Origin of the sequence: Streptomyces sp. NPDC093252 (assembly GCF_040683675.1) — a bacterium.
In the GTDB taxonomy this organism is placed as follows: Bacteria; Actinomycetota; Actinomycetes; order Streptomycetales; family Streptomycetaceae; genus Streptomyces.
In genome coordinates this window covers 250632-265424 of the sequence record NZ_JBFBEM010000002.1, presented here as the reverse complement: position 1 = coordinate 265424, position 14793 = coordinate 250632, and the positions used below count along the sequence as shown (strand labels likewise).

Annotated in this window: 13 protein-coding genes; 4 read left to right on the top strand and 9 right to left on the bottom strand. The window is 72.7% G+C overall.

From position 1 onward, the window contains the following. Nucleotides 1-4: 4 nt before the first annotated feature. Genes AB0O01_RS04380 through AB0O01_RS04365 form a run of 4 tightly spaced genes read right to left on the bottom strand, consistent with a single transcriptional unit; the run spans nucleotide 5 to nucleotide 4237 of the window. The gene (locus AB0O01_RS04380; RefSeq protein ID WP_365310920.1) at nucleotides 5-1198 is read right to left on the bottom strand and encodes an MAB_1171c family putative transporter; all 1194 of its coding nucleotides are present in this window, start codon (nucleotides 1196-1198) and stop codon (nucleotides 5-7) included. Next, complete coding sequence (locus AB0O01_RS04375; protein ID WP_365310918.1) at nucleotides 1195-2424, bottom strand: MAB_1171c family putative transporter; 1230 nt, start codon at nucleotides 2422-2424, stop codon at nucleotides 1195-1197. The genes AB0O01_RS04380 and AB0O01_RS04375 overlap by 4 nt, the downstream gene beginning before the upstream one ends. Then, on the bottom strand, nucleotides 2421-2945 hold the full coding sequence (locus AB0O01_RS04370) for a toxin (RefSeq protein ID WP_365310916.1): 525 nt from the start codon (nucleotides 2943-2945) through the stop codon (nucleotides 2421-2423). Before AB0O01_RS04370 ends, AB0O01_RS04375 begins: the two co-directional genes overlap by 4 nt. Before the next feature lie 50 nt (nucleotides 2946-2995). After that, nucleotides 2996-4237 (bottom strand): MAB_1171c family putative transporter, encoded by a 1242-nt coding sequence (locus AB0O01_RS04365; protein WP_365310914.1) that lies wholly within the window; start codon nucleotides 4235-4237, stop codon nucleotides 2996-2998. A gap of 820 nt (nucleotides 4238-5057) precedes the next feature. Here AB0O01_RS04365 and AB0O01_RS04360 point away from each other — a divergent pair. From AB0O01_RS04360 to AB0O01_RS04350, 3 genes are all read left to right on the top strand, one after another. Then, the gene (locus AB0O01_RS04360) at nucleotides 5058-5516 is read left to right on the top strand and encodes an Rrf2 family transcriptional regulator (RefSeq protein WP_365310912.1); all 459 of its coding nucleotides are present in this window, start codon (nucleotides 5058-5060) and stop codon (nucleotides 5514-5516) included. A 147-nt stretch (nucleotides 5517-5663) separates the two neighbouring features. Continuing rightward, nucleotides 5664-7094: a hypothetical protein gene (locus tag AB0O01_RS04355; RefSeq protein ID WP_365310910.1), complete on the top strand. Its 1431-nt coding sequence runs from the start codon at nucleotides 5664-5666 to the stop codon at nucleotides 7092-7094. Further along, nucleotides 7091-8620, top strand: a complete 1530-nt coding sequence (locus AB0O01_RS04350) for a hypothetical protein (protein WP_365310908.1) — start codon at nucleotides 7091-7093, stop codon at nucleotides 8618-8620. Before AB0O01_RS04355 ends, AB0O01_RS04350 begins: the two co-directional genes overlap by 4 nt. A 150-nt stretch (nucleotides 8621-8770) precedes the next feature. On the opposite strand, the gene AB0O01_RS04345 is transcribed toward AB0O01_RS04350, so the two are convergent. The 3 genes from AB0O01_RS04345 to AB0O01_RS04335 all read right to left on the bottom strand — a co-directional run bounded on the left by AB0O01_RS04345 (nucleotide 8771) and on the right by AB0O01_RS04335 (nucleotide 11716). Next, on the bottom strand, nucleotides 8771-10648 hold the full coding sequence (locus AB0O01_RS04345) for a glycerophosphodiester phosphodiesterase family protein (protein ID WP_365310906.1): 1878 nt from the start codon (nucleotides 10646-10648) through the stop codon (nucleotides 8771-8773). A gap of 100 nt (nucleotides 10649-10748) precedes the next feature. Further along, the gene (locus AB0O01_RS04340; protein ID WP_365310904.1) at nucleotides 10749-10934 is read right to left on the bottom strand and encodes a DUF397 domain-containing protein; all 186 of its coding nucleotides are present in this window, start codon (nucleotides 10932-10934) and stop codon (nucleotides 10749-10751) included. Beyond that, nucleotides 10931-11716: a helix-turn-helix transcriptional regulator gene (locus tag AB0O01_RS04335; RefSeq protein WP_365311236.1), complete on the bottom strand. Its 786-nt coding sequence runs from the start codon at nucleotides 11714-11716 to the stop codon at nucleotides 10931-10933. Before AB0O01_RS04335 ends, AB0O01_RS04340 begins: the two co-directional genes overlap by 4 nt. 213 nt (nucleotides 11717-11929) lie before the next feature. On the opposite strand from AB0O01_RS04335, the gene AB0O01_RS04330 reads away from it, so the two are divergent. Then, the gene (locus AB0O01_RS04330) at nucleotides 11930-12439 is read left to right on the top strand and encodes an ATP-binding protein (protein ID WP_365310902.1); all 510 of its coding nucleotides are present in this window, start codon (nucleotides 11930-11932) and stop codon (nucleotides 12437-12439) included. Here AB0O01_RS04330 and AB0O01_RS04325 read toward each other — a convergent pair. Together AB0O01_RS04325 and AB0O01_RS04320 are read right to left on the bottom strand one after the other, a co-directional pair. Then, a complete protein-coding gene (locus AB0O01_RS04325; RefSeq protein WP_365310899.1) occupies nucleotides 12407-13225 on the bottom strand; it encodes an intradiol ring-cleavage dioxygenase in 819 nt (272 codons plus the stop codon). The two genes, AB0O01_RS04330 and AB0O01_RS04325, sit on opposite strands and share 33 nt — an antisense overlap. Before the next feature lie 57 nt (nucleotides 13226-13282). Continuing rightward, the gene (locus AB0O01_RS04320) at nucleotides 13283-14761 is read right to left on the bottom strand and encodes a histidinol-phosphate transaminase (protein WP_365310897.1); all 1479 of its coding nucleotides are present in this window, start codon (nucleotides 14759-14761) and stop codon (nucleotides 13283-13285) included. Nucleotides 14762-14793 lie beyond the last annotated feature (32 nt).

Here is a 14793-nt window from a genome sequence, read left to right as displayed (position 1 = left end):
GAAATCAGCCATGGTGGAGGCCATGGGAGGTCCTCACGGTACCTTCGCGCGCCAGGGCGGGGACCGGTGAGTACCGCATGGCGTGGGCCAGTTCGACCAGGCCGCTGCTGTCGGAGACCTCGGTGGCGTAGAGCCGGTACGTACTGGGTGGGTCGAGCGGCTGCTCACGGGCGGCGGCCCGGCGGGCGGCATCGCCGACCATGGCCGCCTCGGCGGCCATCCGCGCCTGGTGCGGGGTGCGCCCGGCGCGGGCGGCGGTGTCCCGGGTGTCCTCGCGCACCAGGTCGTCGAAGTAGGGCGCGAGGGCCAGCAGCGCGTCATGGATGGCGACCTCGCGCCAGTGCAGCCGCTGGCGCGGCGACTGCCACCAGCCGCTCGGCGGCTTGGGCGCGGTGGACACGAACCCCACCCGCGACCACAGCGGACGCAGGCTGCGGTGGTCGCCCAGGGCACGCCAGTGGGCGCGCAGCGGCGGCAGCAGCCGGGGCAGGGTGTACCCGGCGGAGCTGATCAGCGCGGCCAGCGCCGCCATCGGCGGGGCCACCGCCGTCGACAGGAAGTCCAGGTCACCGCCCGCCCAGCGGGCCGCGACCGCCGTGTACTTGGTGACCTGGAAGCCCAGCAGGTCCACGACCGAACTCGCCATGATCAGCCGCAGCCCGGTGCGCAGCAGCCCGGTCACCTCCCGCTGCCACTTCCAGCACAGCACGGCCATCACCACCGTCGCCACCGTGTGACCGACCAGGTAGAGCACGATCATCTCCCGCATGAACGGGGTGGTCGCGTAGTAGGTGTCGAGGTCGGCGAGCCGCTCGGTGTCGGTGTCGGCGAGCACGAACAGCACCACGATCGCCACGACCAGCGCCCCGTAGGCGGTGATGCTGCGCCGGACCGTGCGCCGGATCCGCTCCCGGGGCCCGCCCCGCCAGTGGACCAGCAGAATCATCAGCGAGCAGGAGTACGCCGAGATCAGCCCGTACGTCAGCGGCGCCCCGAAGTTGGGGACCCCGGCGACGTCGTTGACCACGGCCAGCGTCAGCGGCGCCGAGCACACGAACACCAGCGCGGCCAGCGCGATGGCCACCGACGTCGACACCGTCAGCGGGCCCCGCGCCCCGGTTCCCGCGCCCGGCCTGCGGTACAGCACCACGGCGGCCAGCGTCAGCAGCGCGGCGGCGACATACACCACGAAGCTCATCGCGGTCCGCCCCGCCCGCCGTGCCCCCGCCCGCTCGGGGGGGCCCCCTGTCCGCCCGCCACCGCGGCCGTATCGCCACCGCCACCGCCGAGGCGGGCCGAGGCGACCAGCGGGGAGGCAGTCAGCGCCCGCGCGATGGGCAGCAGCGACGCCGGCGCGGGGCCCTCGACCGGGGGCAGCTCCCCGGCCGGGGGCGGATCCCCGCGGTGCTCGGCGCGGGCCGCCGCCGCTATCACGGCCGCCCAGGCGGTCGCCTCGGCCCGCCGGGCATCGCCGCCCGTCCCCAGCTCGGCGTCGTGGACGCGGTCGTACAGCGCGCGGTCGAAGTAGGCGTCGAGATAGCCGAGCGCGTTGTGGATGCTGGTCTGGCGCCACATCAGCCGGGTGCCGGGGGCCGCCCAGCGCGGCCGGGCCAGCCGCAGCCGCCGCCTGCTCAGCACCCCGTCCAGCTCCCGCTCCAGCGGCGCGAGGCGCAGATACGTCCGCCAGGTGCCCAGCCAGCGGGTCAGCGCCGGACCGGCCAGCGGGACCAGCACGCCGGTACAGGTGGCGAGGGCGCCGAGCCCGGCCGCCGCCCGGGACACCTCGGTGTCCAGCGCCGACCAGTCGTAGCCGAACCAGCGGCCGGTCACCGCCGCCAGCTTGGCGACGCCGTACCCCGAGGAGCCCAGGGTGCCCAGGCCCAGGATGACCAGCCCGGCCCGCAGCCAGCCGTGCACCTGCCGGGCCCAGCCCAGCGACGCCACGGTGGTCACGGCCGTCGCGAACAGATGCGCCACCAGGTACAGCACGATCATCTGCCCGATGAACGGCGTACGGGCGTAGTACGTGTCGAGGTCGGTCCGCCGCTCCACCGGCGCGTCACCCAGCGCGAACAGCACCGCGATGCCCAGCGCCACCAGCGCGTACCCGATGACCCAGCGCCGGGAGACCCGGTGCGTCCGGGGCCCGCCCCGCCAGCACACCACCAGCACCTGCGAGGCCGCCCCGTAGGCGGTGATGGTGGCGTACGTCACCGGCGCGGCGAGGTTGGGGATCCCGCTGAGGTCGTTGACGGCGCCGACCGTCGGGGGCGCCCCCAGCAGAAAGCACAGACCGCCCAGGAACAGCATGATGCAGATGGCCCGCAGATAGGGGTCCTTGGGGTGGCGCAGCAGATCGGGCACCTTCACGGCGAGACCGAGCCAGAGCAGGGCGCAGGACAGATAGTTGACCAGGCCGCTCATCTGCGGTTCCCGCGGTAGTTCAGGGCTGCCCCGATCCGCCCGGCGATCCCGCCGGCGCCGTCATCGCCGTCACCGCCGGCATCCGCCTCCCGGACGCCCGCCGTCTCGGTCTCCGTCTCCAGCAGGGTGCGCAGCCGCTGCCCCATCAGCATCCCGAACCGGTCGGCCTCCTGCTCGTCGGCCAGGGAGAAGTCGGTGCGCAGCGCGGCCGGGGCGTCACCGGACGCGGGGTGCGGCTCGCGGTGCATGTGCCACACCTCGTGGCAGAAGATCACGATCTGGTGCCAGACGGCGGCCCGCCGGTCCACCACGATGTCGTCGCGGGCCTCCCGGTTCAGCCACAGCCCGCTGGCGGTGTGCGGCGGGAACACCTCGCGGTGCAGCACCACCTCCCGCCCCCGCCACCGGCCGACGGCGGCGACCAGAGCGGCGAACAGGGCCTCGGGGTCGTCCGGCACCTGGGCCGGCAGGGACGCGATGAGGGCGTCGGCGAGCCGGCGCATCTCCTTCTTGGTACGCACGTTTCTTCCCCGGGGTCGTCTGGTCGTTCGGCGTCGCGGCGGTGGTGGGGTCACTCATGGGCGGGCACGCTCCGTACGGGGGCGGCGGTGCGCGAGCGTACCGCCGCGAGGAGATCGGGGCGGCGCAGCGCCGAGGAGACGGCGGCGATCTCCGAGAGCAGCAGGGTGGTGTCCGGCTCGCCGTCCCCGGGCGGCCCGTCGGGCGCCGCCCGGTGCCGGGCGACGGCGTCCTGCACGGCCAGTGCCCCGGCGGCGGCCCGCGCCCGCGCCGGGTCGAGCCCGAGCCGGAGGGCGGCGTCGTAGGAACCGCGCCACAGGTCGCCGTCGAGATGGGGGGCGAGGGGCAGCAGCGCGTCGCGGATGTAGGTCTCCCGGCGGATCAGCCGCAGTTCCGGCGAGGAGCGCCCGCGCGCCGGAGCCAGGGAGCCGTGCGCCGAGCGCATCAGCAGATACAGCGGGCGCAGTCGGCGGTGGGCCCGGCGCACCCGCCAGCGCCCGTGGGCGTACTGGCCGCAGTGCGGCAGGATGAACCCGGCCGCGATCAGGATCGCCGACAGACAGGCGGCCGGGGCGGCGACCGAGCTGTTCAGCCAGTCCAGATCGCCCCCGGCCCAGCGGGCGGCGACGGCGGTGAACTTGGCGGCGTCGAACACCAGGTTGAGCGCGTACCCGGCGCCGAGCGAGGTCAGCCCCCAGCGCAGCCAGGCGTCCAGCCCGTCGGTCCGCACCCAGTTCCACAGCAGCCGGAACGTGATGAGCACGGCGGTGCAGTGGGCGGTCAGGTACAGCACGATCATTTCCCGCAGGAACGGGGTGGTGGCGTAGTAAGTGTCGAGATCGCGCAGCCGCTCCTCGTCGGCGTCGGCGAGGGCGAACAGCACCCACAGAGCGACGATCACCGCCGCGTACCCGCCGATGACCCGGCGCCGGGCCCGGCGCGCGGACCCGGACGGCCGCCCGGTCCCGTCCCGCCAGGCGATGAGCAGCAGCAGACAGGCCGCGCAGAACGCCATGAGCAGCGAATACACCCAGGGCGCGGCGATGTTGGGCACACCGGTGACCCGGTTGACCCAGGCGATGGTGAGGGGCGAGACGAACACGAACACCGCGCTGGCGAGCAGCAGCAGCCCGCCGACCGCCCGCAGCAGGGGTTCCCGCCACAGCCGCACGATGGTCGGTGCCTTGATCGCCAGCGCGGCCAGCAGCACCAGCGTCGGAATCCAACTGAAGGAGCCGTAGAGCGCGCCGACGAGGGCTGCGGGATCCAGCGCGAGCGCGCCCGCGATGTTCATCGGACCCCCTTCTCACCGCCGTCCGGCAGCTTGTCCGAGATTACGCGGCTGGAAGTGTCCGCGTCACGCGCCCGCACCCCGCCGACCGGCGCCCCGCCCCCGGTACGGCCGGAAAGCGCCGGTCCCTCCGGCCCTCCGCCCCGCGCTCCCCCCTGATCCGCGCGGCCGGAAACGGAGCGGCGAGGTCCGCCCCGGCGACGCCCCCGCCCCCTCGCCGAACCACTCCCACGCACAAGCGAATCGACGCCCCTCGCCGCCCCGGCCGAGACCCCCGCCCGCTCACCCACCCCCCACCCACCCCACCCCCGGCAATGAGCACGCTTCCCGTCCCGGAAGCCCCGCCCGGAGGTCCGTCCGGGCCGCCCCCGGCCGTCACCGCCGACTACGCCGGGCGTCCCGACCGTGAACCCCACGCCCCCCGCCCGCCGGGAACCCCCGCCTCCCTCCACCAGCACGCCCCCGGCGGCCCACCGGGCGGCCCACCGACCCGCCCGCGGATCCCGTCCCCCGGACGCCACCGCACCCGACCGGCGGCGCACCGGAGACAACGGCCCGAATCCCACCCGGCGAAGAGGGCGCGAGCCACGCGCCGCCCGGGATCCGACGCCCCGTCGTTCCCCCCCCGCCTGCCCGCCTGCCCGCCTGCCCGCCTGCCCCCCCGCCCGCACCGGCCGATGCCTGCTGCCCCCGCACGGCACAAGCCCCCACCCCCTACCCCCCACCCCCCTTCGCCCGCTGCCCTTCCCAGGAGGGACGCCCGCCGGGACGACCGGTTCCGGCCAGTCGCACACCCACCACCGCGCACCCCCACAATGGGCACATGAGGATCTCGGCAAGGGCGGACTACGCGGTGCGGGCGGTACTGGAGCTGGCCGTCAGGGCGGGCGGCGACCCGGTGAAGGCGGAGACGATCGCCGCCGTCCAGGACATCCCGCACAAGTTCCTGGAGGGCATCCTCGGCGATCTGCGGCGCGGCGGCATCGTGGAGTCCCGCCGGGGCGGGGGCGGCGGCTACCGCCTGGCCCGCGACGCGGCGAAGCTGACGGTGGCCGATGTGATCCGCACGGTCGACGGCCCGATCGTCTCGGTCCGCGGCGAACGCCCCACCACCCTCACCTACACCGGCTCCGCCGAACCCCTCCTCCCCCTCTGGATCGCCCTGCGCGCCAACGTCCGCAAGATCCTGGAGGGGGTCACGATCGCGGACATAGCGGGAGCGGAACTCCCGGTGATGGTGCGGGAGTTGGCGGCGGATCCGGCGTCCTGGGTGAATCCGTGAGAACCGGTGAACCCGTGACTCCGACTCCCTGAGACCGTTCCCGGACAACTCCGTCCGCCCGCACAACCCTTCCGCTCCCCGAAGAGTCTTGTGATCACCCGGCTACCTGATCACCGCCCTTCACCCCCCTTCCTCTGGAGCGACCCCGTGCGCAAACGCACCCTGTTGATGTCCGCGACCTTGCTCGCCACCGGTCTCACCCCCTGGGCCGCGGCGAGCGCCCAGGCGGCGACCGGTGTGCCGGGCGATGTGAACAAGGACGGCTACCGCGATGTCGTGGTGGCCGCGCCGGACGCCACGGTCGCGGGCCACAAGAAGGCCGGTGCCGTGGTCGTGTTCTACGGCACCGCGAACGGCATCAGCTCCGCCAGACGCACCGTCCTGACCCAGAACTCCCCCGGTGTACCGGGCGCGGCGGAGGCCGGGGACCGCTTCGGCGCGGCCGTCGTCGTCTCCGACCTCGACAGGAACGGCTACAGCGACCTGGTCGTGGGCTCCCCGGGCGAGGAGGTCTCCGGGGACATCGGCGGCGGCTCGGTCACCCTCGTCCGCGGCACCGCCTCCGGCCTCACCCAGGGCAAGTCCGTACGGGACCCGTGGCCGGCGACCCACGACGCGTACGGGCGGACGCTCGCCGTGGGCGTCTACCACGGCGCGAACCCCGTCAACGACGGAAAGGTGTCCATCGCCGTGGGCGCCAACGACAGCGAGGTCACCTTCATGCCGGCCGACCTGTCCGCGCAGTCCGGGACCGGCGGCATCGGGATCGGCTTCAACCCGCAGCACGGCATCGTCGCGCTGTCCCCGGTCGACCTGCCCGGCACCACCGGCGACCGCCTGATCATCCACGGCCGCGGGGTGGGCGACGGCGGCTGGGGATACGACGGGACGGGCGACGACCCGGCCGCGTACCTCGCCGACCCCGGCGGATTCGACGGCGGGCCGCTGGCCGCAGGCACCGTCTCCGCGACCGGCGACCTGGACGGCGACGGCGAACCGGACCTCGTCATCGGCCATCCCGAGGACCCCGCCCAGAGCCCCGGCACCTCCCTCGGCGGCCAGGTCACCGTGCTCTACGGCGCCGCCGTCAACGGTGTCCCCACCCGGACCCAGGTCATCACCCAGAACACCCCGGGGGTGCCCGACACCGCAGAGGCCAAGGACCGGTTCGGCGCCTCGGTCGCGATCGGCGACACCGACAAGGACGGCCGCGCCGACCTGGTGATCGGCGCCCCCGGTGAGAACGGCGGCAGCGGCTCCGTCACGGTCGTGCGCTCCACCGCCACCACCCTGGACACCGCCCGCACCTGGACCCAGAACAGCGCGGGTGTCCCCGGCGCCTCCGAGACAGGTGACGCCTTCGGCACGGCGGTCCGCGTCCTGGACACCAACAAGGACGGCTACGCCGATCTGGTCGTGGGCGCCCCCGGCGAGAACGCCGGTGCCGGGGCCCTGTGGTCGCTGCGCGGCTCGGCGGCATCCGTCACCGCGACCGGCGCCGTCAGTGTCAGCACCGGCGCCGCGGGCCTCGGAGCGGCGGGCGCGGCCCGTCTCGGCACGGTGGTGACCGGCCCGTGACGCACCCCCGCCACCCCCGCCGCCCCCTCACCCCCGCCCCCCGCCCCGGAGCCGCCGCGATGTCCCGCCGCCCCTTGCTCGCCGCCGCCATCGCCGTCACCGCCGCCGCGACCCTGACCGCCGTGCTGCTCCCGGCCGGGTCGGCGAGCGCCGCGGCCCCCTACAAGGGCGCCAACAACGCCTCCGTCCAGAACGACTTCAACGGCGACGGCTACCGTGACCTGGCCGTCGGCGCGCCGGGCGCCGCCGACGGCTCGGTGGAAGCGGCGGGTGCCGTCGTCGTCCTGTACGGCGCGGCGGGCGGGGTGTCGGCCGCCCGCCGCACGGTCATCACCCAGTCGACCGCCGGAATCCCCGACTCGTCCGAGGAATGGGACCGGTTCGGCACCGCGGTCGCCTCGGCCGACCTGGACCGGGACGGCTACGCGGACCTGCTGGTCGGCACGCCCGACGAATCCGTGGGCACCATGGGCATGATCGGCTCACTGACCGTGGTGTGGGGCGGCCCGACGGGCCTCAAGGGCGGGGCGCGCGTGGCCCCGCCGACCGGGCTGGACGAGGGCTGCGGATTCGCCGGCGGACTCGCGGTGGGCGACCTCGACGGCAACGGAGCCCCCGAGATCGGCGTGACCGGCAACTGCACCGCCACGTCCTACACCGGCCCGTTCACCCGCTCCGGCACCCCGGCCAGAAGAACCGTCGTGAACGGCATCGGCACCAACCGCGGTGTCGTCATGGGCGACATCGACGGCGACGGAAAGGCCGAACGCCTCTGGCTCCCGGGCCCCACGGACGGAGACCTCGGTGGCCCCGTCTACGTAGAGGTGTCCCAGGGCGACTACTACGAACTACCGCTCGCGGACGGCTACTCCGGCCAGATCGGCGACATCAACGGCGACGGCTACGGCGACCTCGTCACCGGCATCCCCTTCGACTCCTCCCCCATGCCCGGCACCCCCACCCACCGCGGCGGCGAGATCCAGGTCCTGTACGGCAGCGCCCAGGGGATCAGCCCCGCACAGCGGCCCCGGATCATCCACCAGGACACCGCGGGTGTCCCCGGCACGAGTGCGAACGGCGACCTGTTCGGGGCGGCGCTCAGCATCGGCGACACCAACGGCGACACATACGCGGACGTCCTGGTCGGTGCCCCGTCCGACACCGTGGGCTCCGCCCGGGGCGCGGGCGCGGCGACCCTGCTGCGCGGCTCGGCCACCGGACTGACCACCACCGGGACGAAGGTCTACACCCAGGACACCGCGGGCGTCCCCGGAGCCGCCGAGAACGGCGACGCGTTCGCCGCCGCGACCCACCTCGTCGACCTCACCAAGGACGGAAAGGCGGAGGTCGTCACCGGCGCGCCCGGCGAGAACTCCGACGGCCTGCTCTGGACGGCCAAGGGCACCACCACCGGACCCACGGTGACCGGCTCCACCCTGATCAGCGGAACGGGCGTCGGCCTGAAGCGCAAGTACACCGAGATCGATTTCGGCGCAGCGCTCCCAGGAGCGCGATCCTCCATCTGACTCCGACCTACGACCTCTGACCTCTGACCTCTGACCTCTGACCTCTGACCGCGCTGACCGCGCTGACCGCGCTGACCGGACCGCCGGTCGAGCCGGTGGCGGAGGCGGGCGCCGCGCGCTGACCGCAGCGCCCCCTCCCCCCACCCGTCGCTACTGGAGCAGCTTGGCGTCCGCCGCGATGAGCCGGGCGGCGTCCTTGGGCAGGCTGCCTGTCCTGGCCGCCAGTTCCGCGGTCCTGGCGAGGAGCGTGTACTTGCCCTTCGCCAGCTCGGAGAGGAGCAGGGCGACGGTGGTGTCCTTGCCCCGGGAGGTGAGGATCAGATGGCCGAGGCCCGCCCGATCGGCCTTCACGGTGAAGGTGCTGGAGGCGGTGGCGGTGCCGGCGGCGCCGGTCGCCTTGACGGTCAGGGTGTGCGGGCCCGCGCTCAGCTCGGTGAGGTCGAGAACCTCACCCGCCTTCCGGGCGACACCGTCCACGGTGATCTCCGTCGCCGTGGCGTTGTCGGCGTCCACGGCGAGGACCGGGCGCTGGGCGCGGTTCAGTACGGTCCCGTCGGCGGGCGAGGTGACGGCGACGGCGGTGGCCGGGGGTACCTGCTGTGCCTGGGCCTGGTTCCAGCCGGTCAGCTCGGTCGGCCGGTTGGTGATGATGGCGTCGACGCCGTACTTCTCGTACTGCTGCCACTTCGCGGACGAGTCGATCGTCCACACCATGGTGGCGACCCCGGCCGCGTGCAGTTCCTTCACCACCTCCGGCCGGGCCTCCAGTGCCCCACCGCTCGGGTTGTACGAGGTGAGTCCCAGCTCCTTCGCGACGGCGACCGGGTCGGCGTCCAGGGCGCCGACGAGCAGCCCGGTGGGCAGCTCCGGGGCCAACTCCCGCACCCACCGCAGATGATCCCTGCTGAAGCTCTGCACGAAGACCCGCCCGGTCATGCGCTCCGCGCGCACCACCTCGATCATCTTCGCCACCTGCTCCTTGCTGTCCGCCCGCTTGACCTCAAGGAGCAGATTGCCGCCCCGGGTCCGCAGATCGGCGAGCTGCTGGGCCAGTGTCGGCACCCGCGCGCCGGTGAAGGTCGGCGCGAACCACGACCCGGCGTCCAGCGCGTCGAGCTGGGCGGCGGTGAGGGTGGTGATGTCACCGGTGCCGTCGGTGGTGCGGTCGACGGTGTGGTCGTGCATCAGATACGGGACGCCGTCCTTGCTGAGCTGGACGTCGTTCTCGATGAAGTCGGCGCCGCCGCGGCGGGCGATCTCCTGGGCCTGGAGGGTGTTCTCGGGCGCGGCGGAGGAGGCGCCGCGATGCGCGATGACGGTCATCGGCGCCCCGTCGGCCCGCAGATACCCATTGGCACCGAGCGCGGTCACCTTCACATCATCGAAGGACACCTTGGCCCCGTTGACGACGAAGGCGAGGCCGCCGTCGGCGGAGCGCTGGAGCTGGTTGGTGCGCATGAGCTGCTTGCCGTCGAGGAACCAGGCGGCCTGGTGGCCGTGCACCTCGATCCGGACCTTGACGTCCCGTCCGGTGGCGGCGGCCCGCGGGGCGGCGGCCGTGTTCGTCACATTCCAGGCCCCGGCCGGGTTGAGCTGGGCGAACTCGACCCCGTTGGCGGCGGTGGAGCCGCTGCGCAGGGTGGCGATCCACCAGGGGGTGGCGCCGGAGGCGGGGACATCGAGCCCGAGGGCGAACCACCGGGTGGCCTCATTCACGGACTCGAAGCGGGCGGTCGCCTCGAAGCGGTAGTTCTCCAGATGGGAGCCGAAGGTGAGCTTCTTGGTGCCGGAGGCGGCGGTGCCGACGAGGCGGCCGTTCTGCACCTGCCACTCACCGTCGACCGCCCGCCAGCCGGCGGGTATCGCCCCGGAGTCGAAGGTCTCGTTCACCACGACATCACCGGGCTCGACGGTGGAGTCGGCGCTCGCGGCGGAGGCGAGCGGGAGGAGCAGCAGGGACCCGACGGCGGCGAGGGCGACACCGGCTCGGGTGGGTCTGGGCTTGAATCGGCGGTTTCGGAGGATCATGCCGGTGAAGGTAGGAGGGGAGATCGTCCGAGGGGCGAAGCGGGGGTGACCGGTTGAAGAACGCCCCGGGCGCGGGTTGCGGCCGGGGCGCGGGGTTGGGCTACCGCCCGAGGTGGGCGATGAAGTCGCCCCAGGTGGTGGGAGTGAGGGCGAGTCGAGGGCCGTTGTCCCGGTCTTTGGAGTCCCGGACATGGATGACGGACGGGCAGGCGGCGACCTCTACGCAGTCGCCGGAACCAGTGCTGCTGTAGCTCGACTTGAACCAAGCCAGTTCGGGCGTGCTCATAGGGCTCCTCGCATCTGATGTAACAGGCTCACGGAGTCCTCCAGGGAGAGAGCCTGTGAACGCATCCTGGCATACCGCTTCTGGAGCACGCTGACGATCTTTCGATCAGAGATCAACTGACCGGTCTCCGGAGCCTCCGTGTAGGCGAACCACTTGTTCTTCGTGGTTTCCAGCAACTGCATCGGGCCATGCATTCCGGCGTGGGACGGCTTCGCAGCCGACATGATCTGTACCTCCACGTTGCGCAGCTCCACGATCTTCAGCAGGTGATCGATGAGTCCGCGCGACGCATCCGTGCCGCCAGTGTGACGCCGCAGGGTGTGCTCCTCCAGCAAGAAGCTGAACGCCGTGCCTGGGCTGCCCCGAAGCAGCTCTTGCCGCTTGGCCCGTGCCGCCCACCCCTCCTCAATCTGCTCGTCCGTCAGGTACGGCAGTTCCTCGGCGAACAGTTGCCGCGCGTAAGCCTCGGTCTGGAGCAACCCTGGAACGACCCGGCAGTCGTACACGTACAGCGTGATCGCCGCCTTCTCCAAGCGAGCCCACTGGCGGAACCACGCCGCCAGCCCTGGCTGACGCGTCACGTGCTCCAAGGCGTTTCGCAAGGCACCCGTGTTGCCCAGAGCCTCCTCCGCCCGCTCCACATAGTCCGGGTCCGGCAACCTCCGCCCCTGCTCCACCGACGCCACCGTGTGCTTCGAGAACTGCACCAGCTCCGCGAACTCCTCCCTGCTCAGCCCCGCATGCTCCCGCAACGCCTGGTGCACCGCCCCGAACGTCCGCATACTGTCCGAGGATTCCGGCTCACCGCCCTTCTTCGCCGTCGCCCCAACCCCATTGCTGTCGCTCACCGTTGGCCACCTTTCGCATGCGCCACCCCGACCACAGCATCGTTACGGGACGTGACCGGTACTGTCCAGAGCGTGAGCGCGTACGCTGCCGCAGCGTACGAGGCTTTTGGCTGGTTGAGCCGGGTGCGGCGCCGTCACATTGGGCCCATGCAAACCCCCCTCGCCCCCCAGCAACCCGTCACCGTACGTATGTTCGCCGAGCGGATCACCGCCACCCCCCGAGGCGCCCGCCTCGCCCGGTTCCTGGCGCTCACCCGGCTCGCGATCTGGGGGATCCCCCACCGCTCCGCCCTCTCCGACCGCATCGGGCTGATCGTCGCCGAACTGGCCGCCAACGCCGTCACCCATGGCCGCGTCCCCGGGCGGGACTTCGAGCTGCGGCTGTCCGTCGTGACCGGCAGCGTACGGATCGAGGTGACCGACACCCGCGACGACGGCCGTCCGCCGGGGCCGGGGCAGATCCAGGCCCCGGACGCGCTGGACGAGTCCGGGCGCGGACTCCTGCTCGTCGCCGAGGCCGCCGACCGCTGGGAGGTACTGGACCGGCCACCCGGCAAGACCGTCCGCGCCGAGGTCGACGTCCCCGGCTGGCTCAAGCTGTTCGGCATGCCGCCCCCGGCGCCGTCAGTCCCCCCGCTGCACCCCGACCGTCAATGACCCCCGATATCCCTCCCCCAGCGGAGCCAGGGTCAGCAGACCCGAGGTCGCCCCACCCCCGTCGTAGAACTGATCGTCGTCCAGCGCCGTACGGCTCCCCGTGTTCTCCGCGTACACGGGGAGCGCCGACACCTCCTCCGTGATGTCCTCGGGGAAGAACAACTGGCCCGTGTGGAGTTCCTCGCCGCCCTCGAAGGAGTCGTCGTCGGTCAGCTCCACATCCGTGTGCACCTTGATGTGGATGTGCACGCAGCGGTCCCCGTACCAGCCGGGGAAGACCGTCGTGAACTCCGCCGCGCCCTGCGCGTCCGTGCGCAGCCCGCCGCGCAGGAAGCGGCCGTTGTCGGGGCCGTCGTGGCCGTTGGCGCCGACGAAACCCGAGTACTCACCCAGCGCGTCGCAGTGCCACAGCTCCACCATCGCGCCGGACAGCGGGACGCAGGAGTCCGCGTCCACCACCGTCAGCGCCACCCGCAGGGGCACACCCTCCCGGTCCTCGCTGATGTCCGCCCGGACCAGGGCGCCTTCCAGGTGGTACGGGCCCTCCGTCATCTCCCGGGTGAGGGTGCAGACGATCGGGGCTGTGGAAGAGGGGGAGGAGGAAGGGGAGGGTTGTGCGGTGCTCGGCGGGGTGGTTTCCGAAGGCCGCGGGTCGGCGGAGGTGCCGCCCCCGCTGTCGTCCGTCGTGCAACCCGCCGCCACCAGCGCCACCGCCGCTGTCGCCCCCGTCGCGATCAGTACTGTCCGGCGGGTCGGTGCGGGGCTTCCCGAAATGTCGTCTGCCATGACCATAGGACCGTAGAGGAACAAACTGTCGGCGACCTGTCGGGAACATAGCGAACGTCAACCGGCGTTCGGCCAGCCCGCCGGGTTCGGCCAGCCCGTGGCCGGGGGCATGCCGTTGGTGCCCCGCACCTGCGCCGCCGTCAGTCCGCCGTGCGCCGGCACCCCGGGCGGGGTCGGTCCGCCCACCGGCATCGGTACCGGTACCGGTACCGGCGGAGCCACCACCACCGCAGCCGCTGCCGGGACCGGCATGGGCAGGGGCATCGGCAGGGGCAAGGGGTGCTCCACGGCCGGGGGCAGTCTCAGCCCCGCCCCGTTCGACGCGTGCACCAGACGGTCCACCGCCGCCGTGCCCGAGCTGTAGCCCATCCCGGCGGACTGGTCCGCAGGCACGCCCGCCGCCGTTCCCCGTCTCGTCGCCGTCCCGTACAGCACCTGCTCCAGACCCGTCATCAGGCGCCGCACATCGACCTGCGGACGCACCACGAGCCGCAGGAAGCGGCTGGACGAACCGATCTTGTTGCCGCACTCGCGCACCAGGATGCGGTGTTCGGTCAGGAGCCGGTCCCGGACCACCGTTCCCTCCGCGCCGACCGGGAGCCGGACGAAGAGGAAGTTGCCCTGGGAGGGGTAGACGGTCAGCCCGGGGAGGGCGGAGAGCTGGCTCGCCATGTCGAGACGGTCCCGGCGGACCTGGTGCAGGCTCTGCGCGTACTCCGGACCGTGCTCCTTCAGCATGAAGACGACATACTCGGCGAAGGAGTTGAGGTTCCACTTCGGCAGCATCGCGCGGACCCTGCCCGCCAGCGCCGGGTTGGCGACCAGGTAGCCGAAGCGGATGCCGTGCAGGCCGAAGTTCTTGCCGAGGCTGCGCAGCACGATGACATTGGGGCGGATCATCGCCTCCTGCACGACACTCGGTTCCGCCTCCGCGTCCGCGAATTCGAGGAACGACTCGTCGATCACCACCAGGTCCCGGTCCGCCATCGCGTCCATGAACTGCACGATCGCGTGCTTGTGGAGGAACCCGCCGTCGGGGTTGTTCGGGTTGCAGAGCACGGCGACGCGGGTGTTGCGGGCCCGGATGAAGTCCGCGTACTGCGCCAGGTCCAGGGCGAACCCGCTCGACTCCTGGAGCGGGAACATGTCCACCCGCTTCCCGGTCTCCATCGGCTGGTCCGTCCAGCGGCCGAAGGTGGGGACGGGGATCGCCAGGGACTCCCGTACGAGGAGATGGTCGATCCAGGTGATGAGTTCCGTGGAGCCGTTGCCCATCGCCACGCACTGCGGGGGCAGTTGGAGCAGACCGCACAGCTCGGCCGTGATGGTGTCGGCGCCGCTGGGGTAGTACGTGATGATCTCGCGGAGCCTCGCCGCCATCTCGTCGAACATCCCGGGGGTCGGGAAGTACGGATTGCAGGGGATGCAGAAGTCCACCGGCCCGGCACCCTCGCCGCCGCCCTCGCGCGTCAGCGCCGCCATCGACGGGCTGTGTGCCGCGGTGCCGCGGAACAGCGAGGTGACGTTGTCAGCCAAAGCGACCTCCGTAGGGGCGGGCCCGGCGGGGA